We start from the raw sequence: 25,289 nt of genomic DNA, 5'->3' as shown, positions 1-25,289 counted from the left end.
ATTTTTATTCTGAGGCTGTTAATCCTAATTGCGACAATTTATATATAAATTTTCTGAATCTATTGTATGGAGGAAGAAGACCTGTGAAATTTTCAACAACATCTTTCTCTGCATTATTTAAGTAAACTAAAATAGGAGAAGTAGGCTTTGCTAATCTTTTTAGTTCATTTAGTAAGATCTGATCAGTTAGTTTCCATGTTTTATTGGCTTTTGCTATAACTAGATTAAGTGCAGCTTCATTAATTAATCTTTCCGGAGTTAAACATTCTTTTAATGGTGGATATTCTACTATAAGAATATCTGTATCATCTATTGATTTACATAAATCATTCACAGATTCTGCAAGTAAAAAATCTCTGGAATCTTTTGAGAAATCTTTATTCCAAGATACATGTTTTACATTTAACCCTATAGACGTCCAATATTCTTCCATTTGATTTCCTATAAAAGACTTACCATCTCTACTTTCTGTACTTATTAGATTAATTATTCTTTTTCCATCATTGGGTAGATATCCTAAAAGTGTATTACAGATAAACTGGGTTGCTATTTTATTTCTGACTTTACTAAAATTTCTTAGTCTGATTATACTATTACTCGGAAAAGCTCCGATAACTTTGCTTGACGTAAGTCTTTCCGATCGAATCTTATCCCTGAGTGTTCTATCAAGTATTTCTATGATTAATGAGAATCCTAAAATTGCAATAATACTACCAAAAAAAATAGCCATTACGATCGATTTTCTATTAGTTGCTTCTGCTGCCAAAGGGTATACTGGTGGATTTATAACTCGTAATGTTGCTGAGGTCATTTGTAGGTTTTTTTGTCGTAAGCGTGCAGCATTTAAACTGTTAAGCATGGACATGTAGTTGCTCTCCGTAAAGCCAATATCACGATCCATACGTTTTAGCGTATTGCCAATGGGGGAAAAGAAAATATATTTATCATCAATGAGTCCTTTTCTGGATTCCATTAATTTTAACTTTGCATCTGCTTTTTCCAAATTTAGCATTTGTTCAAACCACTGTTGTAAAATTTCTTCTGGTGCTATCTTTTCTTTTGTATATTTTTGATCACTATATTTTTCTGCAAACTTACTAAAATCGTTTTCTGCTTTTTTTAGTTGTTTTTTATATGAACTTAGATTTTGATCTTCTAAAGAACTTTCATTATTAAAAGTTTCGATATCAGTTATTTTTGATGTTAAATCTGTAATTCTTTGCATTCTGCTAATAAACTCACTATTATTACGTAGAGATTTAGTGTGACTGTCCATCCTTTTTTCTAATTCATTTATTAATGTTTTAGCAGTGTTATATTCTAGTAAAAAACCTTCGCATTTTTCTTCGTAAGCGGTGTTTTGTCCTGCAACTTGTTTAGTCTGTTCTCCGTAATTGATGATTCGTTTACTTAGACTATAAGCTGTCAGAGAATCTTCAGATGTTTCCAATTTCTTTTTTAATCGTGCTAATTCTTCTTCAAAAAATTTGATTACATTGTTTGTCTCGCCAAATCTTAATTGTTGATACTGATCAATAAATTCGTCATTTAAAATTTTCAGAGTGTTGTAAGCTATTCCCGGATCTCCATTTGAATAACCAATTTCAATCATATCACTACCTGCAATTCTGTTTACTTTTATTTTGTTAGATAGTGCTGAATAACAATAATCCGGGTGATTCCAGTAAAATAGGCCATAAATGAAATTCTTAGGATCGGGTTTCGAATAAGCCTCTAGATTCGCAATCGTTTTTTTTTCGTCTTTTTTATCTATTAGTTTAAGTACTTCTTTAGGAGTAATACTAAATAATGCTTTGTAAGTACTTGATTGAATATGAGTATTGTCATGATTGGGGTCTCCATAGATCATGTTTTGAGCATAAAGTCGTAGTGAGACTTTTTTTAATGTACTTTGTGATGTGATAAGTGTTAAAATATTATCTAAAGTAGTGCTTTGTTGTGTAAGATTTATACCAGCTCCGGTAGTCGTCTCAACTGTATATCCTGAAATTATTCCAGTATAGACTGTTGTAGTAGCATCATATGTTCTTCCTAAATGTTTGGTGGAATATATTGTTAATAACGTTAGAATTACAGGTACTGTTATTAACCACCATCTTAGGCGATATATAAATCTGGATAGATAAAGTAAATATTCCATAGATTTAAATTTATTTCTTATTGATAATTGAAGTTCTGGAAAGCATTTCAAGTTTTAAAAGTGAGTTGTTAAGTATTGCTCTTATAGATTCATATTCACTTGCTGCCTCTATTTGTATTCTTTTTCTTCCACTTAATGAACTTGCATCTACTTTCCCATTTATAAATTCATTTTCGGCTACCTGATACTGTGCTTTGGCAAATGCCATATATTCGGATTTTAGTTTCAGTATAGAGAGGTTTGATAAAACAGTAGTGTAAAGATCAATAATTTGTTGTTTCAGTTCATCAAATTTCTGTTCTTTCATGTATTCACTTTCTTTAATAAGCAGCTTTTGATTCTTTATTCTTCTTTTACGATCAAACAAGTCATCCAATGGAATAGATATAGACCCACCTACATTATAATAACTTGATGCATTATTATTGTATTGATAATAAAGCGGGGTAGCAGAATCTGAATATCCTGATGTATATGCCTGAATCCCATAATGATATGATGTTCCCACAGAAAAATACTTTAGCCAACTTTTCTTTTCTTTACTAAGTAACCCTAGTTCTTCTTCTTTTTTTGTGTCATGGATCTGAATCAGTGGATTTTTTTTTGCATTTTCAAACAACGAATCCAAAGGAGGTAACTTAAAATTTACGTAATCTTCCGGAACCATATTTGCTATACTTTCCTGAGCCTGAATTGGCACAAGAAAAAATATGCTAAAAACAAGAAGTGAAACTATTTTTCTTATCATATTATATACTTTTTAATCAAAGTTATACGTTTTCCTTTTGAACAAACGCTGTCGCTGTTTTTAAAATAATTTTCATATCCATAGCAAAAGAATAGTTTTTAGCATATTGAATATCTAATTGCTTTCTCTCTTCTGCTGACATTTTTCCAGAGTCGCCTCGTTTCTCTACCTGCCATAATCCTGTGAGTCCTGCCGGAGCCATAAAACGGTCTATATATTCGTCGCTGGTTAATAGCTCTGCTTCATAGAGTGGGAGAGGCCGATTACCTACAATGGACATGTCTCCTTTTAATATATTGATTAATTGCGGAAGTTCGTCAATGCTGTATTTGCGGATAAAACGCCCTACTCTGGTTATTCGGGGGTCGTTTTCGAATTTTAAGAATGAATTTTTCTTTTCAACACTTTTCTGTGCAATATATTCCTGTTCCGGAATTACATAATCATCAGATACCAGAATGATTTCATCCATATCATTTGATTCATTTGCTTGGATTACTTCTTCTTCATAAGCAACTTCCTGTTCACCATTATATTGATTCAAGTTATTAAACTCTTTCAGACGTTTATCTGCGTTGGTGTACATGGAACGGAATTTCAGAAAATCGAATATCCGGTAGTTGCTTCCAACTCGTTTTGATTTATAAACTACAGGACCTTTACTTTCTAAGCGAATAGCAATAGTTGTTAGGATAAGAAGCGGTGATAGGCATAGTATTGCCAGACTTGAAAATGCAATGTCGAAAAGTCGTTTCATTACAGGCATGTGGAAATGTTTGATTGAACTCTGATTCCGAAGGGCATTCCGGAACTGATGTTGCCTGGTAAAAATGAAGTTTAGTGTATGCTCAAAATTCTCTTTGGTTTCATTAGGAGACAGGGTATTGCAAATACCGCTTTTTAAATACCTGTAACTTTCTTCTTTAGTTAAAGAATCTGTGATAAGAACAATATAGGTATGATAAAACTTGTTGTGAATGTAAGAAATATCTGCTAGATCTTTTTTGAAACGTCCTTTTTCAAAAAGAATGACCACAGGCTTTTCATTATTATATTGAGACAGCCATTTGGATGCTTCGATACAATTTGCCGTGATCACTATTTTGCCTTCGGATAGTTGGCTGAAATGTGCGATAGTTTGCGTTTGTGTTCCTATAAAAACGAGTTGCTGCATCTATTCTTTAATTATTTTTTTGATACGGATTTTTAATTCCATTGGGTTAAATGGTTTCAAAATATAATCGTCCGCACCCTCTTCCAATAATCTGATTCTTTCTGAAGTGCTCTCTTCGCTTGAAAGCATAATTACCGGAATTGAGCTGAATAAAGCATTTGCCTTGATGTAATGTAAAAATTCGTCTCCACGCATTTCGGGCATTCTGATGTCTGAAATAATAAGATCGGGGATGTTTCCTTCTTGTAACCATGCAATGGCTTTGACCGGATGTTCAAAGTAAATAAGATCGAATTCCCCGGACAAATAGATGGAAACAACTTTTGCAATAGACTCTTTGTCATCAATTAATAATATCTTTTTCTTCATCGTGTTTTTATTTTTGAAAGAGCTGTCCTGTTTAAAATACAAAGTTATTTAAAATAAAGATTTTATCACTCATTTTTTCTTAATTATTTTGTGTAAATATATGTTTGATCAGCATTAGAACTGCTATACCAGTCTTGACTGGTAGTGCCACCCGATGTAGCCCATGACTTAAATTTTGGATATGCTTTCAGTATACTACTATATTCTGAAGGATAACTAAATGTTCCCGGAATCATTAGCCCCCATATTAAATTATCAGTTCCCCTGTAATAAACTCCATTTAATGACAGGTCATTATTGGAAGGAATATTGTTGGGCCCTCCACCGAAATAACTTGTAATAGCCTTGTCTGTAGGGTTGTATCCTACCAGATGAACTTCCTTTCTATTTTCGGTTTTACCATCTGTTACAACAAAGAAATTCAGATATTTAACAGCTATATCAGATGAACTAACAGTGCCGCTTTTGAAGTTGATTGTTATTCTTACTTGTTTGGGTGTTATGTAATCTCCTTTTTCTGTGTTAAGTGTAAAATATCTTTCAGTAGCGCTGTTGTTTAAAAAATGATGAGCTTCATCAAAAAGAGGTATAACAGCTTTGTTTTGACCAGTTTCAACTCCGGTGGAACCAACCGTAAATACAGTCCCGTTTAATCTGTTGTTTGGTGAATCTGATTCTACAGAAATACTGGTTACATTGCTTGCCGGAATCTGGTCTAGCTGAAAGGCTGCCCCCAGCTTTTTAAATGCGCCTACAGCCATAACCTTTGCAGTGATAGTTAGACTTGATACGCTTGTGGTTGATGATAATCTGTTTAAAGTGTAAGATGTTTGGCTTTCTAAGACAAGGTCGTTCATATCATAATCTCCGTATGCAGGCCAAAGGTCTTCTATGGCATAAGTATATATACTGTTTGTTGGTACTTCTATCGGAAAAGTTGGATCGGTAGGAGTAGTTCCTTGTGGGTAACTTCCCGAACCGGTGCATTCACTTGCGGGAATTAAGACTGAAGGTTTTCCGTAACTAACGACATGTGCCGGTGAATAAAGGTAGATACCATTACCATTTGTTTTATAAGATGAACATTCAAGCTCAATATTCCCGGCAAATGACACGTTCTTATTTCCGTTGCAGACAATTCTTTTTATGCGGGTTAATGCATAGTCTGATGAATAATAAGTTCCATAATTATAACTTCCGGGACCATTGATTTGGCTTGACCAGGAGTTAAAGGTAGCCGTGCCTGTTACATCAAAGAGTGAATAAGCCTCCATATTTATCTCTGTGCCTTTAGGATCAAAGTTTACACATGACAGAATAGTGCTGTTGTGCAAGATAAAGGTACCGCCTGAAGTCGTAATACCTCCGGTTACGGACATATTGCAATAATTATCAATAACTAATCCATTGGAAGCGTCAATTGATCCCATTGTTAGTACTCCGTGATTTTCAATGGTTCCGGTTTGTGTAAACTGTGCAATATTGACAGTAGAACTGTTATTATAAAACCTACCACCGTTTAGTTGCATTACATTGAGATAAAAAGATCCGGCGTTATATATGTTACCTCCTGTATTCGTGAAATTTATATTAATACTTTTCTTTTCAGGATTAAAGGCTCCTCCATCCATAATGAATAAGTTTACATTGTTGTATCCATAAATAGTTTGACTACTATTACTGAATGTTATTTTACCTCCGTTTAAAACAACAATTTCCATTCCGTCTTGAAAAGCTTCCTGATTTACCGGAACGTTCCATTCACCTTCAACAAAAAGAGTCGTTGTCTGGCCGCCCCAGAAAACTATATTACCTGAATAAGTGCCACCTGTGATAACGTACGATTTTCCGGATGTTAATGTTTGGGAAGTTGATTTCAGATCGATAACATTGGCGTTAGTTCGATCACCACTATAAGTGGGAGCAGCAGCGCGTGGACTGAAGACCTTGGTATTCGCTGAACCAGATGATTTGCCTGCAAAGTTTACGGATAAATCTGTAGCATCGATTGTTCTTTCTTGTACTACTTGCAGTCCGTTAGGAGCAGTCTGGCGAATATAAATTGTTTGTAGCGCTTGTGGAAAATTAATTTCAGAGGTATATGCTTCAGCTTGTTTTGCAACACCTTTTGCTAATAAAGTTGCATCAGGATTGAAAACAGGGTTATCATTGAAAACTTCAACCACATAGTAATATTGGCCATTATATTCATCATTAACGTTTACGGTTAGCTTTATAGAACTGATAGTTGACCAATCGAAATCGTCAGGAACCCCGGTAAAAGGAGAGGGAGCCTTGTAATAAGGATCGTAGTAATCTTCTTTACATCCAAATAAAATGATTATTGGAATAAATAAGAGTAGAAATGTTGCTATTTTATTTGTGTTTATTCTCATAAGCTGGAATTATCATATTGTAGCTATATTATAAAACTACTGTTGTTACAAAAATATAATTTTTGTTTGATTATACAATTATTAAATAGTATAAATTTGATTATCATTATTTATAAAAGAAGAAAGAGCGAGAAATTAATCTCGCTCTTTCTTCTTTTATTATTTGGTAAATAATTTCTTTATTTGTAGATATATTGACTGTCTGCTTTGGAAGAATTATACCAGTCTGTATTAGTTGTTCCACCAGAAACGGCCCATGGTTTAAAGTCTGGGTATGCAGTTAAGATACTTGTGTTTTCTACTGGATAACTGAAATCATCAGGTATTACCATACCCCAAACCAGGTTCGATTTGCTAATGTATTTAGTTGTGCTACTAGATGAATCGTTTCCTGTTCCAAATAAGCTTGCATTCACTTTGTCTGTAGGATTGTATCCAGCAAGGTGTATTTCTGTTCTATTTGTTTTTTGTTTATCTGTAACAATAAAGAAATTTAAATACTTAACATCTAAATTATCTTTTATGACAGTTTTCTTGTTAAAAGTAATAGTAACCTCAACGGTTTTAACTGGAATACTTTGACTTCCTGTAGAAGTATTTGTAATTCCTGAAGATCCAAGGAAACTGTGCGCATTATCAAATAAAGGTATTACAGCTAATGCCTGATCTTTTTCTACATTTGTTCCTGTAACTTCAAATACGGATTTATCTGTAGAGGTTGGTGAATAAATGACATTGGTAACATTATTAGCTGCAACTTTATCTAGTTGGAATGCTGCACCTAAAGACTTTGTAGCACCAATAGCTTTTAATTTTGCTATAATAGTCATTTCTTCTACGTAGCCTTTATTGTCTGTTTTATATTGGGGTGTAATTGTAACAACGATATCATTCATGTCATAGTCTCCATAATAGGGCCACTGATCTTCCATTGTATAAGTATAATAACTATTGGTATTTATTACAATAGGGAAAGTTGGATTGGAAGGAGTTTTGCCACCAGGTGTGTTTCCATCTGTACAAGGTGTAGAAGGTATTGTTATTTCTGCTTCATTTAATTTAGAAATAGTAGCTCCACTATTTAAAGTGTAATGAGAATCATGATTATCTGCTTCGACTTTAAGCTTTCCATTATATGATAATAGATCCCAATTCCCAGATATTACTACTGACTTCATTTTAAGTAGGGCGTATGCATCGCCTGTTCCATTAAAGGAAGTGTTATTTGAAAATGTTGCTATATCTGAAATGTAGAAGATAGAAGCACTATTCATATTTGCTTCTAGCGATCCAACATTAAGTTCTTTAGCTTGTAGCCAAGAACCTGAACCCATATTTAAAGTGGGTTTTTGCATTGATGTGGAAAGTTTGTTGCTTATAACAATTTTACAATTATTTGTAATAATACCTCCACCTAAGGACATGTTTGTAGCAGTAAAGCTTCCGCTGTTGTTAATATTGGTTCCGTTAGTAGTTACATCTCCATTAATAATCATTTCACTATTATTGGTTATTGTTCCATTAGTCAAGTCCATTTTTCCAGCAGTAAGAATATTATCATTTACTACAGTATTAGCACTATTTATTATTAATTCGTCCATTGACATCGTACCATTATTGTGTAATGATGCTGAACTTGGCAAAGTTAATTTTTGAATATTAAATGTTCCCTGATTGATAATTGTTCCATTGGTATCGAAATTTATAGCGATATTTTTATTGTTTGGATCATTAAATTTACCACCAGGCATAACAACAATTGAAGGATTACTACTTCCTGTTATTGATAGATCTGTATTTGTAGCTATTTCTCCTCCGTTTAGTACTATTATGTTCATTCCTCCTTGTAATGTAAAAGAACTAGCTGTGTTAGTCCACGTTCCTTTTATATATAATGTCGCATTTCCTTCTCCAGGGAAAGTAATATCACCAGTGTAGTCTTTGTCAACTATGTAAGTTCCTCCTGTTGCAATAATGTGATTGGTGCTACCAATTACAGTGGCTTTAGCTGGTTCTGTATAAGTAGTATATATGAAAGTTTCTGCTTTAGTTGCTATTGAACGGGTAGTTGCAGATGAACTTTTTACAGATACTGCAGTGCTAAAATCACATGTTAAAGAGCCGGATGTGATTGTGAGCATTTTAACTTCTCTATTCCCTGTTGGACTCGTTTGTTGAATATATAATGTAGTAAGATTCTGAGGTATAGAGAATGCTGAAGCATAGGCTTCACCCTTTTTTGCGACTCCTTTAGTTAATAATTTTGCATTTGTATTAAACAAAGGATTGTTATCATATACTTCAACTGTATAATAATATTCTCCATTGTATTGATCATTCACGTTAACCGTAAGATTAACAGAAGAAATTGTAGACCAGTTGAAACTGTCAGGGATTCCTGAGATAATTGCATTTCCATCATAATTCGGATCATAGAGATCTTTTTGACAGCCCGTTAGTAAAAAGGCTGATGTGATGGCTGCTAATGCCATCATTTTTTTTGTCGTCGTTTTCATATTATACTTATTCCAATAATCTATTGAACACTCTTTTATTACTCTCTAGTAAAAATGATATAATTATATTTATTCTAAATTCATGCAAATGTATATATATTAAATCTATTTTTACTAATTTGTCTTAATTTTAAATCATTAATTAACATAAATTAGTTGTTTTGAATAATGATAGTTCTTTTTTAAATACTTGTAAATGGCTGGTTTGTGACTGTTGGTTCATTAATAAATATTGCTATGAAAGTTTTTTTAGCCAAAAATATCGCTTTTGAATTTTTTAGATGAATATCAGGTTACAGATTGTAGCTCTATTCTGCTATTTTTTGAAATAAATGAAGAAATAGCATTAACATTTTTTTATTTTATTTGCTTTTCATATATTTTTCAACTAATTTTGCACCCGATACGTTACAAAGATCGGTTAAAAACTATATTGGGGGATAATTTGTTTTTAATAGGATTAACATAATAATAGGTAACAGTTATGGATTTTAATGTACCGAGTGTAGGTAAAAAACGTGTTGTAATTGTAGGTGGTGGATTTGGTGGTCTGAAACTTGCAAATAAGTTATGTAATAGTGGATTTCAGGTTGTATTGGTCGATAGAAACAATTATCACCAGTTCCTTCCTATGATCTACGAGGTGGCTTCGGCCGGATTGGAACCAAGTTCCATTGCTTTCCCTTTCCGTAAAATTTTCCAGAAAAGAAAAGATTTTTATTTCCGTTGGGCAGATGTAACAGGAGTTAATGCCAAAGAGAATCTGATAGAGACATCTATTGGTAAGCTAAAATATGACTATCTGGTAATTGCTTCGGGAACAGAAACTAATTACTTTGGAAATCAGAATATTGAGGATGTGGCATTGCCAATGAAAACTGTGGAAGAGGCTATGAGCATGCGTAATATCTTGCTTGCCAATCTGGAGAGATCTCTCACTACTGCTGATCTTAAAGAAAGACAGGCTTTGCAGAATATTGTAATTGTGGGTGGTGGTGCTACTGGTGTTGAAGTTTCTGGTGCTCTTTCGGAAATGAAACGATTTGTGATTCCTAAAGATTATCCAGAGATGGAGGTTCATAAGGTGAATATTTACCTGATTGAAGCTACTCCTAAATTGCTTAGTGCTATGTCTCCTCAGGCTTCGGCTAATGCAGAAAAATTCTTAAGAGGAATGGGAGTGAATGTGATGCTGAATACTTTGGTGCAGGATTATAGAGAAGGAAAAGTAATTCTTGATAACGGAATGGATATACCTACTCGTAATTTTATCTGGGTGAGTGGTGTAACAGGTACTTCTTTTGATAATATTGGTTCGGAATTCCTTGGAAGAGGAAGACGAATTAAGGTGGATGAGCATAATAAGGTTATTGGTCTGGATAATGTATTTGCCATTGGTGATGTTTGTATAATGACAGCTGAGAAAGATTATCCTAACGGACATCCACAATTGGCTCAGGTAGCTATACAGCAAGGCGACTTACTTGCTTCTAACTTGAAGAATATGGAAAAGGGTAAGAAGTTAAAACCTTTCCATTACCGTAATCTTGGTTCATTGGCTACTGTGGGTAGAAATAAAGCTGTGGCCGATTTTAATCAACTGAAAATGCATGGTTGGTTTGCCTGGATTATCTGGCTGGTTATTCACTTGCGTTCTATTCTGGGGATAAGAAATAAAGTGATGGTTTTGGTTAACTGGGTATGGGGTTATCTTACTTATGATAAGTCTATCCGTTTGATTATGGCTGCTAAAAGAGTAAAGAGACCAAAGGGAGTAAATTAATTAGTATATCAGATAAATTCAGAATAATCGTTTGATTGTTTTGTGACTTAAAAGTATAAAGAGGTAGTTCAATGTGTGAAACTACCTCTTTATTTTTTATTCATGATTAAAGAAAGATATTATTCTTCGAGTAATTTTTTAGCATCAACAAACTGAGCAATACCTGCTGCTACTTTTTTTGCATCTCGCATGGCAAGTACTACAGTCTGAGGTGTGTTGACTACATCTCCGCCGGCAAAGACACCTTTACGGGTGGTCATACCATAAGGGCGTTCTTTAGTAATTACATATCCTCTTTCGTCGACATTGATTCCTGATGTGGTTGATACAATACGGTTTGCCGGTTGTGAACCGATGGCCAACAGAATTTTATCCATTGGGATTATTTTTTCTCCTTCACTGGTCATAGCTTTGATAGCTTTTAAACGACCTCGCTCACCAAGGAATTCCTGAGTATCTGTATTCCATAAGAATTGTACTCCTTCTTCCAGTGCTTCGTTATATTCTGCTTTCAGTGCCGTCATGTTTTTCAAGTCTCTGTAATAAATAACGTAGACTTCTTTAGCTCCCATACGAAGTGCTGTTCTGGCTGCATCCATAGCCACGTTTCCGCAACCGACTACACCTACAACATCTCCTTCCTTTACTGGTACTTCGCTCTTGTCGATACTGTCGCTGTTGCATAAACTGACAATTCTAAGGAAGTATGAAGACTGAATTACTCCTTTCAGATTACAGCCGAGGATATTCATTGTCTTTGGTTTTGCAGTTCCTGTACCTATGAATATTGCATCAAAATTCTTTTGATCGAACATTTCATCGACTGTAGTGTTTTGGCCAACTATAAAGTTTGGTATATAGGTAACTCCAAGTCCTTCTATTTTGCGGATTTCTCTTCTTACAACTTCTTTGGGTAAGCGATATTCCGGAATACCATACATTAACACACCGCCAAGTTCGGGTTCGCTTTCGTAGATTACTACATTAAAACCATCACGAGCTAAATCGCCTGCTACGGTTAGTCCGGCAGGACCGGAACCAATGATGGCTACTTTACCGCGGTTTTTCTGAGGCAACTTTTCGCGGATAAGTTTCATGTCGCTGTCAAAGTCGGCAATAAACCGCTCCAGTTTGCCAACTCGTATAGGGTTCTGTTTTTTATTTAATATGCAATGTCCTTCACACTGTCTTTCGTGAGGACAAACACGTCCGCAGACAGCAGGTAAGTTACTTTTTTCATTGATAATGCTCATTGCGCCGCCCATGTTTCCCATAGACAACTGGTGAATCCACCCGGGGATGTTGTGCTCAATGGGGCATCCTTGTACGCAAAGAGGATTTTTGCAGTTTAAGCATCTTTTTGCTTCGTCAACCGCTTCCTTAATGCTGAAACCTTCGTTGACTTCCTCGAATTTTAAATCTTTTGACTCCATAGGCTTTTGTTATACCTTAATCTTTTTCCTTAGTTTATTGTCTTAGTTTGCTGATTTGATATTGTTTTGCAAACTATACTTTGCAAAAACTGTGCAAATATATGCTATATTTGTAATATATGGATAGCAAAAGAGCTTTATTTTTCATAAAAGAGCAAAAATACCGGAATTATATTTTTTACAAGATGATGGCAGAAGAGGGGGGGTGGCATAATATTGCTGAGGATTGCCGGATTTCAATTTATTTATTTAAATTTGCATCATTGACAATTGAACTGAACAATATTGATTTTCTGAAACGCTTTATGATAAACAAGATATTATATACTCTATACCACAATTGGCGTGCAATTATAACCTGGCTTTTCTGGGGGTATGTTGCACTGATACTCGCTTTGTATCTGATAGATATAAAGGTGAGCAGTGTTTGCTTTACAGTATTTTTCTTCCTTTTCGGGCTATGGTTGGGAAGCTGTCTTTCCTACTGGCTGAGAGATGAAGTGAAATACAGGGATTTGGACGAATAGTCTATTATTAATCTCTGGTTATTTCTCCGGCAATAGAAGTGGTCATGAAATAGCGGATTTCTTTGCTGCTATATCCGTGTCCAACCAGGAACATTAATTTAGTTACTGCGCTTTCTACCGTACTGTCGTATCCACTGATTACGCCTGTTTGTAGTAGCTGAAGTCCTGTTCCATAACGTTCCATTTCCACTGCTCCGGAAGAACATTGAGTGATGTTTACAATAATAATGCCACGACTTGTAGCTTCAGACAGTTCCCGGATAAGCCATTCTTTCTGAGGTGCATTACCTGATCCGAAGGTTTTCAGGACAACAGCTTTTAATCCCGGAGCATGTAGAATAGACGATACAATGCTTTCCTGTATTCCCGGAAATAAAGTGAGAATAACCACGTTTGAATCAAACAGGAAATGTGGTTTTAATGGTCTACTGTCATCGGGCCTAAGTATTCGTGATGGTTCATATTTGATATGAATACCTACGCGTGCCAAAGGCGGATAATTGAATGAACGGAAAGCGTTGAAGTTTTCTGCATTTATTTTTGTGGTGCGGTTTCCTCGCATCAGGTGGTTTTCGAAGAAGATACACACTTCGGGTACTATTGCTTTTCCGTCTATCTTTGCAGCTGCAATTTCTATGGCGGTTATCAGATTTTCTTTTCCGTCGGTGCGAAGCACTCCGATAGGGAGCTGTGATCCTGTAAGAATGACCGGTTTACTTAGATTCTCGAGCATAAAACTGAGAGCAGAGGCTGTATAAGCCATGGTGTCTGTACCATGAAGAATAACAAAACCGTCGAAATTATCATAGTTATAATTGATGATCTTTACCAGCTTAGCCCAGGCTTGCGGCTCCATGTCGGATGAATCAATTGGTGGATCGAACTGATAGGAAGATATACGGTAGTTGAATCTTTTAAGTTCGGGAACATGCTTCATCAGGTGGTTGAAGTTGAAATTCTCTAACGCACCGGTTTCCGAGTTCTGAATCATACCAATGGTTCCACCGGTGTAGATTAACAATACTGAAGGATATTTTGTGATCATAAAGTTGTGTTGTTAATTACGGCGCAAAGATAGTGATTCTTTCAACATAATTCATTAAAAAACGCAGATTACACTGTTCTTTGAATCCAACTTGTTTAGTTTGTTCTAAAAACAGGGTAATCTGCGTTAATTTCTATCTTTTTTCAGAGTAACAATATTAGTTGTTAATCTTTCAGTTGGGCAATAAGTTTGTCGACTGCTGCAGAAATAGTTTCTTCTTCGCCCAGCAGGGTTACAAATTTACTTCCGATAATAGCTCCCGAAGCATGCTCGCAGGCAGCCTTGAAGGTTGCTTTGTTTGAAATACCAAATCCAATAAGACGAGGATTGTTCAGCTTCATGGCTTCTATTCTCTTAAAATAGTTTTTCTTTTCTGCATCAAATTCGTTCTGGGCACCGGTTGTGGCTGCTGAAGATACCATGTAGATAAATCCGTCTGTATGCTCATCAATCATTCGAATGCGTTCTTCGCTGGTTTCGGGAGTAATCAACATAATTATTTTCAGGTTGTAGCGCTCGGCTATGATTCTATATTTTTCCTGATAGTCCTTGAAAGGAAGATCGGGGATAATCATTCCATCAACGCCACACTCCACACATTTACGGCAGAAGCTTTCGAAACCATATTGCATGATTGGGTTTAGGTAACCCATCAGGATAAGTGGAATTTTTACATGGTGACGAATGTCTCTTATCTGCTCGAAAAGGAGCTTTAGCGTCATTCCATTACTTAAAGCCTGAGTTGATGCGTTCTGAATAACGGGACCGTCGGCCATAGGGTCGCTGAAAGGAATTCCGATTTCAATCATCTGAACTCCCTTTTTTTCCAGTTCACGGATAATGGTGGCTGTGTCGTCGAGGTTAGGATAACCGGCAGTGAAATAAACAGAAAGGATACCTTTTGTACTGCTGTACAGTAACTGATTAATTCTATTCATAGTTTTTAGTTTTTTATGCTCGTTTTATTTTCTTAATTCTTTGATAAACCTGCTAAGCATCTCTACATCTTTCAATGCGGGAGATATTTCGAAACGACTGTTAAGGTCTATTCCGGCAAAACGTTCATGCTTAAAAGTCTTCACGTCTTCTACACTTTGGGCTGAGATGCCTCCGCTTAATAGAAAAGGTGTCTGTCCGTGATAATGGGAGAGTACCGACCAGTCGAATTGTTTACCGGAACCGCCGTGTCCCTCACATTTCGTGTCGAAGAGAAAGTAACTGCAAAGTCCTTCGTATTTCTCAGTTGCTTTCAGATCGTCAGGTGTGGCAACGGAAAAGACTTTTATCAGATTCAATCCTTTGTTCCGCAAAGATATACAATAATCAGGTGATTCTGTTCCGTGAAGTTGTATAAAATTCAAAGAAAATTTGTCGGCCAAAGCTAATACTACCTCTTCTGTTTCATTCACGAAAACTCCCACTCTTTTTGCCTTTTCCGGAAGATAGGATGGAGGGCAGGCCACATATCGGGAAGAGCCCGGATAGAAAATGAGTCCGATCATATCTACACCCAGACTTTCTACCTTAGTTATATTCCCGGCATCTCTCATGCCACATACTTTGATTAGCATCTCTTTCTATTAGTTAAGCTGTTTGATAAATTCTCCGAGCGCTTTTCCCGGATTGTCTGTCTTCATAAAGTTTTCACCGATAAGGAATCCGCGGAATCCGGCTTCACGTAATCTCTTTACCGTATCGGGAGATGAAATTCCGCTTTCGGACACAAGCAAAGTATCCTTTGGTAGTGCACTGGCAAGGCGGAAAGAATTCTCTATGTCGGTAACGAATGTTCCCAGGTTCCGGTTATTGACTCCAACCATATCGATGGTGCTGTTTACATACTCCAATTCCTTTTCACTATGAATCTCAAGCAATACTTCCAGTCCCAGCTCGTGTGCCTTTCCTGCCAGAAAAGCGCATTCCTCTTTTTCCAGTGCGGCGGCAATAAGAAGAATTGCATCTGCTCCAACAATCTTAGCCTGATAAAGCTGATATTCATCAATGATGAAATCCTTTCTCAGAATAGGAATATTTACTCCCGGACGAGCATCGCGCAAATCCTTCAGGCTTCCTCCGAAGAACGGAGTATCTGTCAGGATTGAGAGTGCTGAAGCTCCGTTTGCTGCATAGGCAGCAGTAACTTCTTCCGGAGAGGCATCTTTATTTATCCAACCTTTTGAAGGCGATTTGCGTTTGAACTCAGCAATAATGCCACTAGAAGAATTAGCCAAAGCCTGACGCATGGAGAACATATTCCTGCTCTCGGCAGCTCCATCCTGAAGTGCGGCAAGAGAAATTGCTTTCTTTTGTTCACAGATGGTTGCCCGCTTGGCTTCAATGATATCCATCAATATATCTTTCATTGATATTAACTGTTTAGTTCAACAAATTGTTTAAGCTTAGCCATCGCTTTTCCACTCTCGAGTGATTCGCGTGCAGTGGCAATGCATTCTTCGATGCTTTTCTCCGGACAAATAACCTGAATGGCAAAAGCTGCATTAACAATCACACAATTCTTTTGTGCATCAGTAGCTTTGTTATTCAGCACATTGTCGAATATTTGTGCAGCTTCCTCTGGAGTATCGCCTCCGTAGAGATCGGCTTCAGTGCAACGTTTAAATCCGAACGATTCCGGAGTATAAATCTTTTCGCTTGTAGAGTCTACTACTTTGAAATCGCTGGTTAAAGAGATCTCGTCGTATCCGTCTAAACTGTGTACTACTGCAAACTTACTTCCGCTTTCCTGATAAGCATAACTGTAAAGTCTCATCAAAGGTAAGTTGTACACTCCCAGCAACTGATAAGTAGGCATAACAGGATTAACCAGCGGACCAAGCATATTAAAGAAGGTACGTACCCCCAGATTCTTACGGATGGGAGCAACAGCTTTCATTGCCGGACTGAATAACGGTGCATGCAAATAAGCTATATTGCACTTATCCATACTTTCGCGCAGCTTGTTTACATCAGCGGTGAACTTTACTCCGTGCTGCTCCATTACATTACTGGCTCCACTTACCGAAGTTGCACCATAGTTTCCGTGTTTCACTACATTGAAACCGGCTCCGGCCAATATAAAACAAGCGGTTGTTGAGATGTTGAATGTGTTTTTACCATCACCTCCTGTGCCTACAATATCAACAGGTTTGTATTCTGAAAGGTCAACTTCAACGCGCATATCAAGTATTGCTTCTTTAAAGCCCAGCATTTCATCAACAGAGATGTTACGCATCATAAAGACAGTGATGAGCGATGCTACTTGCGAATCGTTGTATTTTCCCAGAGATATATTCTGAAGAACCTCTTTAGCTTCTTCACGGCTAAGGTATTGATGCTCAAAGAGCTTATATAGTATATTTTTCATTTCGTTATTTATTTAAATCTTTGTTTCAAAGCTTCTGGATTTTATCGCCAATAAATAAAATCCATTCGCCAATAAATAAAAATTATAGGTGAATAATCGGAGAACTATTGCCCAATGATTTTTAAAGATATACCGGGCAATGTTTTTCTGTTATTCCTTATTTAAAAAGTTACTGATAATTTGGTGTCCTTTGGGAGTAAGTACCGATTCCGGATGAAACTGAATTCCTTTCACGTTGTACTTCTTATGACGGATTGCCATGATTTCTCCTTGTTTATCTTCGGCTGTTATTTCCAGTTCCTCCGGAAAATTTTCCTTGCTGATAATCCATGAGTGATAACGTCCCACGGTAATCTCCTTTGATAATCCGCTGAAGAGTGAATCTTCCTTTAATACATTGATAGGAGTTTCTACTCCGTGGAATACCTCTTTCAAGTTCTCAAGTTTGGCTCCGAAAGCTTCACCGATAGCCTGATGTCCCAGACAAACACCCAGAATCTTCTTAGTAGGTGCATAACGCTTAATGAGTGGCAGCAGAATACCTGCTTCTTCGGGAATACCCGGTCCCGGTGAAAGGATAATTGTATCGAATCTGTCCACCTCGTCGAGCGTTATTTTATCGTTACGATGAACTTCTATGTCAGTAAATCCCAGTTCTTTTACCAGGTGAAGAAGGTTGTAGGTAAAAGAGTCGTAATTATCTAATATAAGTATCTTTTTCATTGTCTTTTGTGTGTTTAGTTTTTTAATGAACTAGCCAGATCTATTGCTTTTTTCAGTGCACCTAGTTTGTTGTTTACTTCCTGAAGTTCGTACTCGTCATTGCTCTTGGCAACAATTCCGGCTCCGGCCTGATACCACAATTCGTTATTCCGACTTACGAAAGAGCGGATAGTGATGGCCTGATTTAAATCGCCGTTCAGACCGATGAATCCGATGCAACCACCGTAAGCTCCACGGCTTTGCTTTTCAATCTCAGAGATAAGCTGCATAGCTCTTACCTTTGGAGCACCCGAAAGAGTTCCGGCGGGGAAAGTATCAATAAATGTCTTAACTGCATCGGCACCTTTGTTGAGTTCGCCACTTACGCGAGATACCAGGTGAATAACGTGACTGTAATATTGTACTTCCTTATAGAAATCTACCTTTACGTTGTGAGCATTGCGACTCAAATCGTTACGGGCAAGATCTACCAGCATTACGTGTTCTGCATTTTCCTTCGGATCGGCCAAAAGAGCTTCTACTAATTCTTTGTCTTTTGCTACATCTCCGGTGCGACGGGTTGTTCCTGCTATTGGATCAATGCTTGCAATATTATCTGTTACCTTGCAGTGTGTTTCGGGAGAGGAACCAAAGATGCGGAAACCGCCGAAATCGAAGTAGAACAAATAAGGAGAAGGGTTGATGGAACGAAGAGCGCGGTAAACTTTAAAGTCATCACCAGTAAATGGCTGAACAAATCTGCGGGAAAGTACAATCTGGAAAACGTCTCCACGAAGGCAGTGAGCTACTCCCTGGCGTACGTACGATTTGTACTCCTCGTCTGTAATAGGACTTCTTTCCGGGCCTTTGGTTGAGAAGTTATAGGAAGCAAAGTTACGGTTTTCCAGAATTGTTTCCAATTCTTCAATATTGCTGCTTTCGCCATCCTGCAAAAGCTCTACCAAGGTTAGTTCGTTTTTAAAGTGATTAAAGATCAGCACATATTTATATAGTATATATAGTAAGTCGGGTGCATCGTTTTTTGCATCATGAGACTCCGGAACCGGAATGTGTTCGAAGTAACGTACTGCATCGAAAGATGTATAACCAAACAGACCACAGTAGTTTTTATCTTCGCCCGTTACATTTAGTTTACCAATGAAACTATTCATTGCATCAGATACAGTAAACTCATCCGAAATGTTTTCTTTTAGTTCTGTATTATCAGGGAAGCGAGTAGTACATACATTGCTGTTTACTCCGATACTTGCCAACGGTTTCAGGGCAATGTAAGAGTGACTGTTTACATTTCCATGGAAATCAGAACTCTCGAGTAAAGCCGATTCAGGATAAATGTCCCGTACTTTCAGGTAAACACTTACCGGAGTATGCAAGTCGCTCAGTACTGTTTTGCTTATAGTTTTAAAATTATATGTTTTCATTTTATCTTAATATTTAGTCGTTCAAAAATCCAATATAAGTATCCATATCCTTATCTCCACGGCCAGAAACGGTTAATACCACCACATCTTCCGGTTTAAACTTTACTTTGCTAAGAGCACCCAGTGCATGAGCAGATTCCAGCGCCGGAATAATTCCTTCAATTTGAGTAAGCTCGAATGCTGCTTTCACTGCTTCGTCATCATTAATAGCAAGAATTGTAGCGCGATTCTCGGTAGCAAGGTTAGCGTGAAATGGTCCGATTCCCGGATAATCCAATCCTGCAGAGATAGAATATGGTTCTTCAATCTGTCCGTCTTCAGTTTGCATAACCAACGTTTGTGCTCCGTGAATAATTCCCATCTTTCCCAATTGGATAGTAGCAGCCGACATTCCGGAATCTACACCTTTACCACCTGCTTCGGCAAGTACAATCTTTACGCGGTTGTCGTCGACATAATGATAAATAGTACCTGCAGCATTGCTTCCGCCACCAACACAGGCAATCAGGTAATCGGGATAATCACGTCCTTCCTGTTCCAGTAATTGTTTCTTGATCTCTTCACTGATAACGGATTGCAGACGGGCAACCATATCAGGATAAGGATGAGGTCCTACGGTAGAACCAATAACGTAATAGGTATCCGAAGGATGACAACACCAGTCGCGTATAGCTTCATTGGTAGCATCTTTTAAAGTCATATTTCCTGAAGTTACCGGACAAACGGTAGCACCCAGCATCTTCATTCTCTGAACATTTGGTTGCTGACGTTCAACATCTGTCTTGCCCATGTAAACAATGCATTCCATGTTCATCAGTGCACATACGGTAGCTGTTGCCACACCGTGTTGACCGGCTCCGGTTTCAGCAATAATTCGCTTCTTGCCCAAACGCTTTGCAAGCAGAATCTGACCGATAGCATTATTAATCTTGTGTGCTCCAGTGTGATTCAGGTCTTCTCTTTTCAGATAAATTTTGCAACCATACTTTGCCGAGAGGCGATTAGCCAAATAGAGTGGGGAAGGGCGTCCTACATAATCCTTGAGTAAAGCATTGAATTCTTTTTTGAAGTCTTCGCTTTGTAAAATATCCAGGTAGTTGTTTTTTAATTCTTCTACACACTTGTAAAGAATTTCAGGAACATAAGCTCCACCAAATTCACCATAATAACCTTCTTCGTTGACTAAATACGTTTTCATCACTTTTTATTTTTTAGTTTCTAATTTTGCATAAAAAAAAGAGGCCCGTCGCAGTGCGACAGGCCTCTGATAATATCCTTTGAATTTATTTAGTATATATACATGAGTACTGCTTCCTTACGACTTTCGAGGTTGTAAGAAGCGCCACCAACATGCATTTACTAAAATTGTTTTCATTCTCATTTTGTTTTGATGGGTGCAAATTTATATACTTTGTTTTAATCTGCAAACATTTTGCGATATTTTTTTTGAATTTGATATATTTTCTTCTTTTTGAGTTATTCTTTTAACCTATTTAGCTTGATTTTGAATAATCTATAAGTAGGATAGAATTTAATCAGCAAACTTAAATACATGTATTTGTTATGCAATAAGTAAAACACGTTTTTTTATTGTTTTCTCAGATTATAGACCAGACTCGTTGTAATTTGTCCAATTTGTCAAGTCTAAAATATGCCTATTTTGTAATTTAAATTATTGAAAATCATAATGTTATACTGTATGTTATTTGTCCAATCACTTTTTTGAATATTTCTATATTATGATTTATTTTTGTAATGTTCATAATTGAATCAAGTAATAAAACGGCACTCTAATAAAAGAGAGTATAGAATAGAGGGATAAACACAATCTAGAAACAAATCTTAGCAGTTTATGAAACCAAGAAAATCACAAACACTTCCTGTAGACTTCATAGCAAGAAGTTGTTCGCAGGATTTTTCTCAGCTGAGCACTTTTCTTATCAATGAAAAGATTGACGATGCAGCTGGCGAAGAAAGAGTCTTGGAATGTGCTAATTTTATATTATCCGTTCCATTGGATAGAAAAAGCTTGTTTAGGGAGTATGCTGAACACATCTTATTTTTATGGATGACTAGCAGTACAGATACTAAGTTCGACATTGGGAAAACGGTAGGGAAAGTTATTAAATCAAACCTTTCCTTGTTTACCTTATATATTGCATGTACAGCAAAACTTGTTTTAGAAAATAAAAATAAGTTGGCAGAGGATAAGGATATTAGTAATAATGCGTTATCAATGCTATTGAATTACTGCATGAATAAAGAGAATAATGTAGTGATTAATAATGCATTATTAAAACTGATAAAAGAAGAAAATGTATTTTCGGATAAGCTATTGAAGAAAAAATGTTTTCTCTTTGATTCATTTTATCAGCTCTACAACAAAATGACTTATTCAAGTTCTATGACTTTTGATCAGTATTCAATTAAAAAAGGATAATTAGCTGTTCTAATTCTCGATATTCTGTTGCCATATTAAGTAAGAGGATTTAAATAGTATTTCGATTATAGATCTTTCTTCTTAATCATTGGTACAAACTGAACCCATAACAGAGGTTTCATACTTATCTTGTCATCTAAATCTTTGGTAACAAGATAAAGTGTTTGTTCGTATGCACCAACAGGAATAACCATTCTTCCTCCGGGTGCAAGTTGATTTGTCAATGCTTCGGGAACATAAGGTGGTGCTGCTGTTACTATTATGGCATCATAAGGTGCTGCAGCTTCGTATCCTTTATAACCATCGCCAAGGATAAACTTGATATTATTATAATTTTGAACAACTGGATTGTTCTTTGCTATATCATGAAGCTCGGGGATAATTTCCATTGTATAAACTTCGTTGGCAAGCTCGGCAAGTATTGTTGTTTGGTATCCTGTACCGGTACCAATCTCAAGAACTTTACTGCTTTTATCAAGAGATAACATTTCCGTCATTATTGCAACAATGTAAGGCTGAGAAATAGTCTGGCCACAATAGGAGGGTAGAGCCTGATCAGAATATGCATATTCTCGGAAATCAGCAGGAACAAAAAGATGTCTGGGTATCTTTTTCAGAGCAGTCAGGAGCGCTTTACCTTTTACTCCTCTCGACTCAATCTGGTCTTCAACCATCATGCGTCGCTCTTTCTCCAACAACTTTTCATCATTTTCAACAGACATAGCTTTTACTCCTTTACTTTATAGTTGTAATATAATAGCGAGAATTAGGTACAATAGTTCGGTATAAAAATTAGCTCTAAAATGTCTGGTCATTTCTGTTAAACAGACTTGAGACTTTACTCAAAACCTCAAGTCTGCTTTTTAATATGATAAGATAGAATTTGGATAAAAACAACTCGTAAAAGTACGAGATGCTAAAGTATATATATACTTCATTATATATGAAACAAATATGGTGGTTTGTTTGTTTCGCCGGTTTTATCTGGTTGGATCTTGTAATCTTAATCATATAATCCTTAGAGTTTTAACCTTTTTACGGGATAAATGAACCTCGAAATAAATATATGTGTTAAATGATTATAATTATTAGTCGATTTATTTTGGTTTAATCGTTTAAACTTCTATATTTGGCACGTTGAATTAACTAAAAGCTAGAAACCATAAGTTTATCCCAATGAAAAGTAGAGTATCAATCAAAACCATTGCTGAGCAAGTTGGAGTTTCCACTGCCTTGGTTTCGTATGTACTTAACAATAAGAACGAAAACAGGATAAACAAAGATGTTGCAGCTAAAATCAGAAAAACGGCTAAAGAGCTCAACTATCAGCCTAATCAGATAGCCAGAAGTCTGAAATCACAGAAAACACAAACCATAGGTTTGATTGTTGCCGATATTGCCAATCCTTTTTCATCTCAGATAGCCCGTATCATTGAAGATGAGGCTAAGAAAAACGGATATTCAGTAATCTTTGGCAGTTCTGATGAAAGTGAGAAGAAAACCCACGATTTAATTACATTGTTTGTCAATCGTCAGGTAGATGGATTAATCGTTGCTATGCCCGAACATAGTGAAGATCAGATTCTATATCTGAAGCAGACCGGAATCCCGTTTGTGCTCATTGACAGATATTTCCCTACTATTCCCGCCAACTATGTTGCTATTGACAATTATAATGCTGCTGGCAAAGCAATCCGTCATTTATTGGCTAACGGCCACAGAAGGGTAGGTATTATATCTTATAAAACCTCTTTGCATCACCTGAATGAACGTGTAAGAGGAGCAGTGGATCTTTTAAAAGAAGAAGCCATGGTAGGCGAAGTGCGTATCGATCATGCTCAGGAAGATGTTATTAAAGCCATTGATAAGTTTCTGGCTGGTGATAATCCTGTTGATGCTATCTTTGCTACAACCAACTTACTTACGATTGACGGGCTTAAATATATTAATAGCCTGGGACTTAAAATACCCGATCAGCTTGCTGTTGTAGGCTTTGATGAGACTGATGCATTCGATCTTTTTTATGCTCCTGTTACTTATGTGAAGCAACCCATGACGGCGTTGGGGCAAAAATCAGTGAAAATACTGCTCGATGCTATAGAAAGCAATGGCTCAATAGAGTCGGCCATTTTTGATACAGAACTCATCATTCGTAAATCTTCCGTTATCCCCCGATAATTTTTTTTCCTTCTTTGTTTAAACGTTTAAACAAAAAGAGATTAAAAACAAAAAAGCATATATTAAAATCACAAATTAAATTTATCATGAAAACAAAAGACCTTGAAAAACAAAAAGTAGTGTGTTATGGAGAAGTCCTTTGGGATATTTTCCCAACTAAGACTAAACCCGGTGGAGCGCCTATGAATGTAGCTTATCATCTACAGAAATTTGGTGTTGAAAGCCACATGATTAGTCGTGTAGGTAATGACGAAGCCGGAAAGAAGCTATTAAATCTGCTTAATGACTGGAATATACCAACATCAAGCTGCCAGATCGATGAAGCTCACGAAACCGGTAAAGTGGAAGCTATTGCAGGAGCAAATGATGAGATGACTTACGTTATCCATGAATCTGCTGCATGGGATTACATTGCAACCGACCCTGCTTATGACGAATTGGTTGCCGATGCCGATGCTTTCGTATTTGGTAGTTTGGTAAACCGTAATGAAACCTCACGTGATACTTTGTACCGACTTTTGGAAAAGGCTTCATATAAAGTGTTTGATATAAACCTGCGTGCACCATTCTATTCTGTTGAAACAATAGAATATTTATTAGAAAAGTGCAACCTTTTGAAACTGAACAAAGCCGAGCTAGAACTTATTATCACTTGGTTTTGGGATCAGACTGGCACAGAGGAAGAATCAGTCCGATTCATCCAGAAGGAATTTAAGATTGATGAAGTGATAGTAACCAAAGGAAGCGAAGGTGCTACTTATTACACATTATCTGAATCATATTCTTATCCGGCATTCAAGGTTACAGTAAAAGATACTGTTGGAAGCGGAGACTCTTTCCTTGCTGCTTTTCTAGCTAAGAAAGTCCAGAACGAAACACCAGAGATGGGTATGATTTATGCCACAGCACTAGGTGCTTTTGTTGCTTCTCACGAAGGAGCTTGTCCTTCATACAATATGGCTCAGTTGATGGACTTCCAGCTACAGCGCCAATCTATTCTATAACACACCT

General features: G+C 36.6%; 21 protein-coding genes. 5 read left to right on the top strand and 16 right to left on the bottom strand.

Features of this window, described 5'->3' with window-relative positions:
- Positions 1-4: 4 nt before the first annotated feature.
- The 6 genes from BUC21_RS08875 to BUC21_RS08850 all read right to left on the bottom strand — a co-directional run bounded on the left by BUC21_RS08875 (position 5) and on the right by BUC21_RS08850 (position 9,364).
- Positions 5-2,161, bottom strand: coding sequence for a GumC family protein (locus BUC21_RS08875; RefSeq protein ID WP_073401364.1), 2,157 nt, complete (start codon positions 2,159-2,161; stop codon positions 5-7).
- A 10-nt stretch (positions 2,162-2,171) separates the two neighbouring features.
- On the bottom strand, positions 2,172-2,909 hold the full coding sequence (locus BUC21_RS08870; protein ID WP_073401362.1) for a TolC family protein: 738 nt from the start codon (positions 2,907-2,909) through the stop codon (positions 2,172-2,174).
- 22 nt (positions 2,910-2,931) lie between these two features.
- Positions 2,932-4,083: a sugar transferase gene (locus BUC21_RS08865; protein WP_073401360.1), complete on the bottom strand. Its 1,152-nt coding sequence runs from the start codon at positions 4,081-4,083 to the stop codon at positions 2,932-2,934.
- Positions 4,084-4,452 (bottom strand): response regulator, encoded by a 369-nt coding sequence (locus BUC21_RS08860; protein WP_073401357.1) that lies wholly within the window; start codon positions 4,450-4,452, stop codon positions 4,084-4,086. It abuts the gene before it with no gap.
- Between the two features lie 83 nt (positions 4,453-4,535).
- A complete protein-coding gene (locus BUC21_RS08855) occupies positions 4,536-6,848 on the bottom strand; it encodes an LruC domain-containing protein (protein ID WP_073401355.1) in 2,313 nt (770 codons plus the stop codon).
- 179 nt (positions 6,849-7,027) lie between these two features.
- Positions 7,028-9,364 carry an LruC domain-containing protein gene (locus BUC21_RS08850; protein WP_083547660.1) on the bottom strand — a complete coding sequence of 779 codons (2,337 nt, stop codon included), beginning with the start codon at positions 9,362-9,364 and terminating at the stop codon, positions 7,028-7,030.
- Positions 9,365-9,848: 484 nt separating this feature from the next.
- Here BUC21_RS08850 and BUC21_RS08845 point away from each other — a divergent pair, with 484 nt between their 5' ends.
- A complete protein-coding gene (locus tag BUC21_RS08845; protein WP_073401350.1) occupies positions 9,849-11,147 on the top strand; it encodes an NAD(P)/FAD-dependent oxidoreductase in 1,299 nt (432 codons plus the stop codon).
- Positions 11,148-11,266: 119 nt separating this feature from the next.
- Here BUC21_RS08845 and BUC21_RS08840 read toward each other — a convergent pair whose 3' ends face one another.
- Positions 11,267-12,580, bottom strand: coding sequence for an NAD(P)-dependent oxidoreductase (locus BUC21_RS08840; RefSeq protein WP_073401347.1), 1,314 nt, complete (start codon positions 12,578-12,580; stop codon positions 11,267-11,269).
- A gap of 185 nt (positions 12,581-12,765) precedes the next feature.
- Between BUC21_RS08840 and BUC21_RS08835 the strand changes: the two genes are divergently transcribed.
- Positions 12,766-13,107 (top strand): hypothetical protein, encoded by a 342-nt coding sequence (locus BUC21_RS08835; RefSeq protein ID WP_139261358.1) that lies wholly within the window; start codon positions 12,766-12,768, stop codon positions 13,105-13,107.
- Between the two features lie 7 nt (positions 13,108-13,114).
- Here the strand turns inward: BUC21_RS08835 and BUC21_RS08830 are convergent, their stop codons facing one another.
- The 8 genes from BUC21_RS08830 to trpB form a co-directional block, all read right to left on the bottom strand.
- Positions 13,115-14,152 carry an asparaginase gene (locus BUC21_RS08830; RefSeq protein ID WP_073401343.1) on the bottom strand — a complete coding sequence of 346 codons (1,038 nt, stop codon included), beginning with the start codon at positions 14,150-14,152 and terminating at the stop codon, positions 13,115-13,117.
- A gap of 164 nt (positions 14,153-14,316) precedes the next feature.
- On the bottom strand, positions 14,317-15,090 hold the full coding sequence (trpA, locus tag BUC21_RS08825; protein ID WP_073401340.1) for a tryptophan synthase subunit alpha: 774 nt from the start codon (positions 15,088-15,090) through the stop codon (positions 14,317-14,319).
- A gap of 24 nt (positions 15,091-15,114) precedes the next feature.
- Positions 15,115-15,723, bottom strand: coding sequence for a phosphoribosylanthranilate isomerase (locus BUC21_RS08820; RefSeq protein WP_073401338.1), 609 nt, complete (start codon positions 15,721-15,723; stop codon positions 15,115-15,117).
- A gap of 9 nt (positions 15,724-15,732) precedes the next feature.
- A complete protein-coding gene (gene trpC, locus BUC21_RS08815) occupies positions 15,733-16,515 on the bottom strand; it encodes an indole-3-glycerol phosphate synthase TrpC (RefSeq protein WP_073401336.1) in 783 nt (260 codons plus the stop codon).
- 5 nt (positions 16,516-16,520) lie between these two features.
- Positions 16,521-17,516 (bottom strand): anthranilate phosphoribosyltransferase, encoded by a 996-nt coding sequence (gene trpD / locus BUC21_RS08810; protein WP_073401334.1) that lies wholly within the window; start codon positions 17,514-17,516, stop codon positions 16,521-16,523.
- A 150-nt stretch (positions 17,517-17,666) separates the two neighbouring features.
- Positions 17,667-18,239, bottom strand: a complete 573-nt coding sequence (locus tag BUC21_RS08805) for an anthranilate synthase component II (RefSeq protein WP_073401332.1) — start codon at positions 18,237-18,239, stop codon at positions 17,667-17,669.
- 14 nt (positions 18,240-18,253) lie between these two features.
- Positions 18,254-19,660, bottom strand: coding sequence for an anthranilate synthase component I family protein (locus BUC21_RS08800; protein WP_073401330.1), 1,407 nt, complete (start codon positions 19,658-19,660; stop codon positions 18,254-18,256).
- Between the two features lie 13 nt (positions 19,661-19,673).
- Positions 19,674-20,858: a tryptophan synthase subunit beta gene (trpB, locus tag BUC21_RS08795; RefSeq protein ID WP_073401328.1), complete on the bottom strand. Its 1,185-nt coding sequence runs from the start codon at positions 20,856-20,858 to the stop codon at positions 19,674-19,676.
- A gap of 654 nt (positions 20,859-21,512) precedes the next feature.
- Here trpB and BUC21_RS08790 point away from each other — a divergent pair.
- Positions 21,513-22,100 carry a hypothetical protein gene (locus tag BUC21_RS08790; RefSeq protein ID WP_073401325.1) on the top strand — a complete coding sequence of 196 codons (588 nt, stop codon included), beginning with the start codon at positions 21,513-21,515 and terminating at the stop codon, positions 22,098-22,100.
- Between the two features lie 65 nt (positions 22,101-22,165).
- Here the strand turns inward: BUC21_RS08790 and BUC21_RS08785 are convergent, their stop codons facing one another.
- A complete protein-coding gene (locus tag BUC21_RS08785; protein WP_083547659.1) occupies positions 22,166-22,822 on the bottom strand; it encodes a protein-L-isoaspartate(D-aspartate) O-methyltransferase in 657 nt (218 codons plus the stop codon).
- Between the two features lie 454 nt (positions 22,823-23,276).
- Here BUC21_RS08785 and BUC21_RS08780 point away from each other — a divergent pair, with 454 nt between their 5' ends.
- A complete protein-coding gene (locus tag BUC21_RS08780) occupies positions 23,277-24,278 on the top strand; it encodes a LacI family DNA-binding transcriptional regulator (protein WP_073401323.1) in 1,002 nt (333 codons plus the stop codon).
- Positions 24,279-24,364: 86 nt separating this feature from the next.
- Positions 24,365-25,282 carry a carbohydrate kinase family protein gene (locus BUC21_RS08775; RefSeq protein WP_073401320.1) on the top strand — a complete coding sequence of 306 codons (918 nt, stop codon included), beginning with the start codon at positions 24,365-24,367 and terminating at the stop codon, positions 25,280-25,282.
- The last annotated feature ends 7 nt before the right edge of the window (positions 25,283-25,289 follow it).

Origin of the sequence: Bacteroides luti (assembly GCF_900128905.1) — a bacterium.
In the GTDB taxonomy this organism is placed as follows: domain Bacteria; phylum Bacteroidota; class Bacteroidia; order Bacteroidales; family Bacteroidaceae; genus Bacteroides; species Bacteroides luti.
The sequence above is the reverse complement of the archived record's forward strand: the minus strand, read 5'-3'. Positions and strand labels throughout refer to the sequence as shown.

What these genes read in the sequence shown, in the direction of transcription:
- BUC21_RS08865 (WP_073401360.1), bottom strand. Translation starts at nt 4,083, where the DNA reads ATGCAGCAACTCGTTTTTATAGGAACACAAACGCAAACTATCGCACAT.
- BUC21_RS08800 (WP_073401330.1), bottom strand. Translation starts at nt 19,660, where the DNA reads ATGAAAACATATAATTTTAAAACTATAAGCAAAACAGTACTGAGCGAC.
- BUC21_RS08850 (WP_083547660.1), bottom strand. Translation starts at nt 9,364, where the DNA reads ATGAAAACGACGACAAAAAAAATGATGGCATTAGCAGCCATCACATCA.
- BUC21_RS08855 (WP_073401355.1), bottom strand. Translation starts at nt 6,848, where the DNA reads ATGAGAATAAACACAAATAAAATAGCAACATTTCTACTCTTATTTATT.
- trpD (WP_073401334.1), bottom strand. Translation starts at nt 17,516, where the DNA reads ATGAAAAATATACTATATAAGCTCTTTGAGCATCAATACCTTAGCCGT.
- BUC21_RS08835 (WP_139261358.1), top strand. Translation starts at nt 12,766, where the DNA reads ATGATGGCAGAAGAGGGGGGGTGGCATAATATTGCTGAGGATTGCCGG.
- BUC21_RS08860 (WP_073401357.1), bottom strand. Translation starts at nt 4,452, where the DNA reads ATGAAGAAAAAGATATTATTAATTGATGACAAAGAGTCTATTGCAAAA.
- trpA (WP_073401340.1), bottom strand. Translation starts at nt 15,090, where the DNA reads ATGAATAGAATTAATCAGTTACTGTACAGCAGTACAAAAGGTATCCTT.
- BUC21_RS08840 (WP_073401347.1), bottom strand. Translation starts at nt 12,580, where the DNA reads ATGGAGTCAAAAGATTTAAAATTCGAGGAAGTCAACGAAGGTTTCAGC.
- BUC21_RS08830 (WP_073401343.1), bottom strand. Translation starts at nt 14,152, where the DNA reads ATGATCACAAAATATCCTTCAGTATTGTTAATCTACACCGGTGGAACC.
- BUC21_RS08775 (WP_073401320.1), top strand. Translation starts at nt 24,365, where the DNA reads ATGAAAACAAAAGACCTTGAAAAACAAAAAGTAGTGTGTTATGGAGAA.
- trpB (WP_073401328.1), bottom strand. Translation starts at nt 20,858, where the DNA reads ATGAAAACGTATTTAGTCAACGAAGAAGGTTATTATGGTGAATTTGGT.
- BUC21_RS08785 (WP_083547659.1), bottom strand. Translation starts at nt 22,822, where the DNA reads ATGTCTGTTGAAAATGATGAAAAGTTGTTGGAGAAAGAGCGACGCATG.
- BUC21_RS08845 (WP_073401350.1), top strand. Translation starts at nt 9,849, where the DNA reads ATGGATTTTAATGTACCGAGTGTAGGTAAAAAACGTGTTGTAATTGTA.
- trpC (WP_073401336.1), bottom strand. Translation starts at nt 16,515, where the DNA reads ATGAAAGATATATTGATGGATATCATTGAAGCCAAGCGGGCAACCATC.
- BUC21_RS08875 (WP_073401364.1), bottom strand. Translation starts at nt 2,161, where the DNA reads ATGGAATATTTACTTTATCTATCCAGATTTATATATCGCCTAAGATGG.
- BUC21_RS08790 (WP_073401325.1), top strand. Translation starts at nt 21,513, where the DNA reads ATGAAACCAAGAAAATCACAAACACTTCCTGTAGACTTCATAGCAAGA.
- BUC21_RS08805 (WP_073401332.1), bottom strand. Translation starts at nt 18,239, where the DNA reads ATGAAAAAGATACTTATATTAGATAATTACGACTCTTTTACCTACAAC.
- BUC21_RS08780 (WP_073401323.1), top strand. Translation starts at nt 23,277, where the DNA reads ATGAAAAGTAGAGTATCAATCAAAACCATTGCTGAGCAAGTTGGAGTT.
- BUC21_RS08820 (WP_073401338.1), bottom strand. Translation starts at nt 15,723, where the DNA reads ATGCTAATCAAAGTATGTGGCATGAGAGATGCCGGGAATATAACTAAG.
- BUC21_RS08870 (WP_073401362.1), bottom strand. Translation starts at nt 2,909, where the DNA reads ATGATAAGAAAAATAGTTTCACTTCTTGTTTTTAGCATATTTTTTCTT.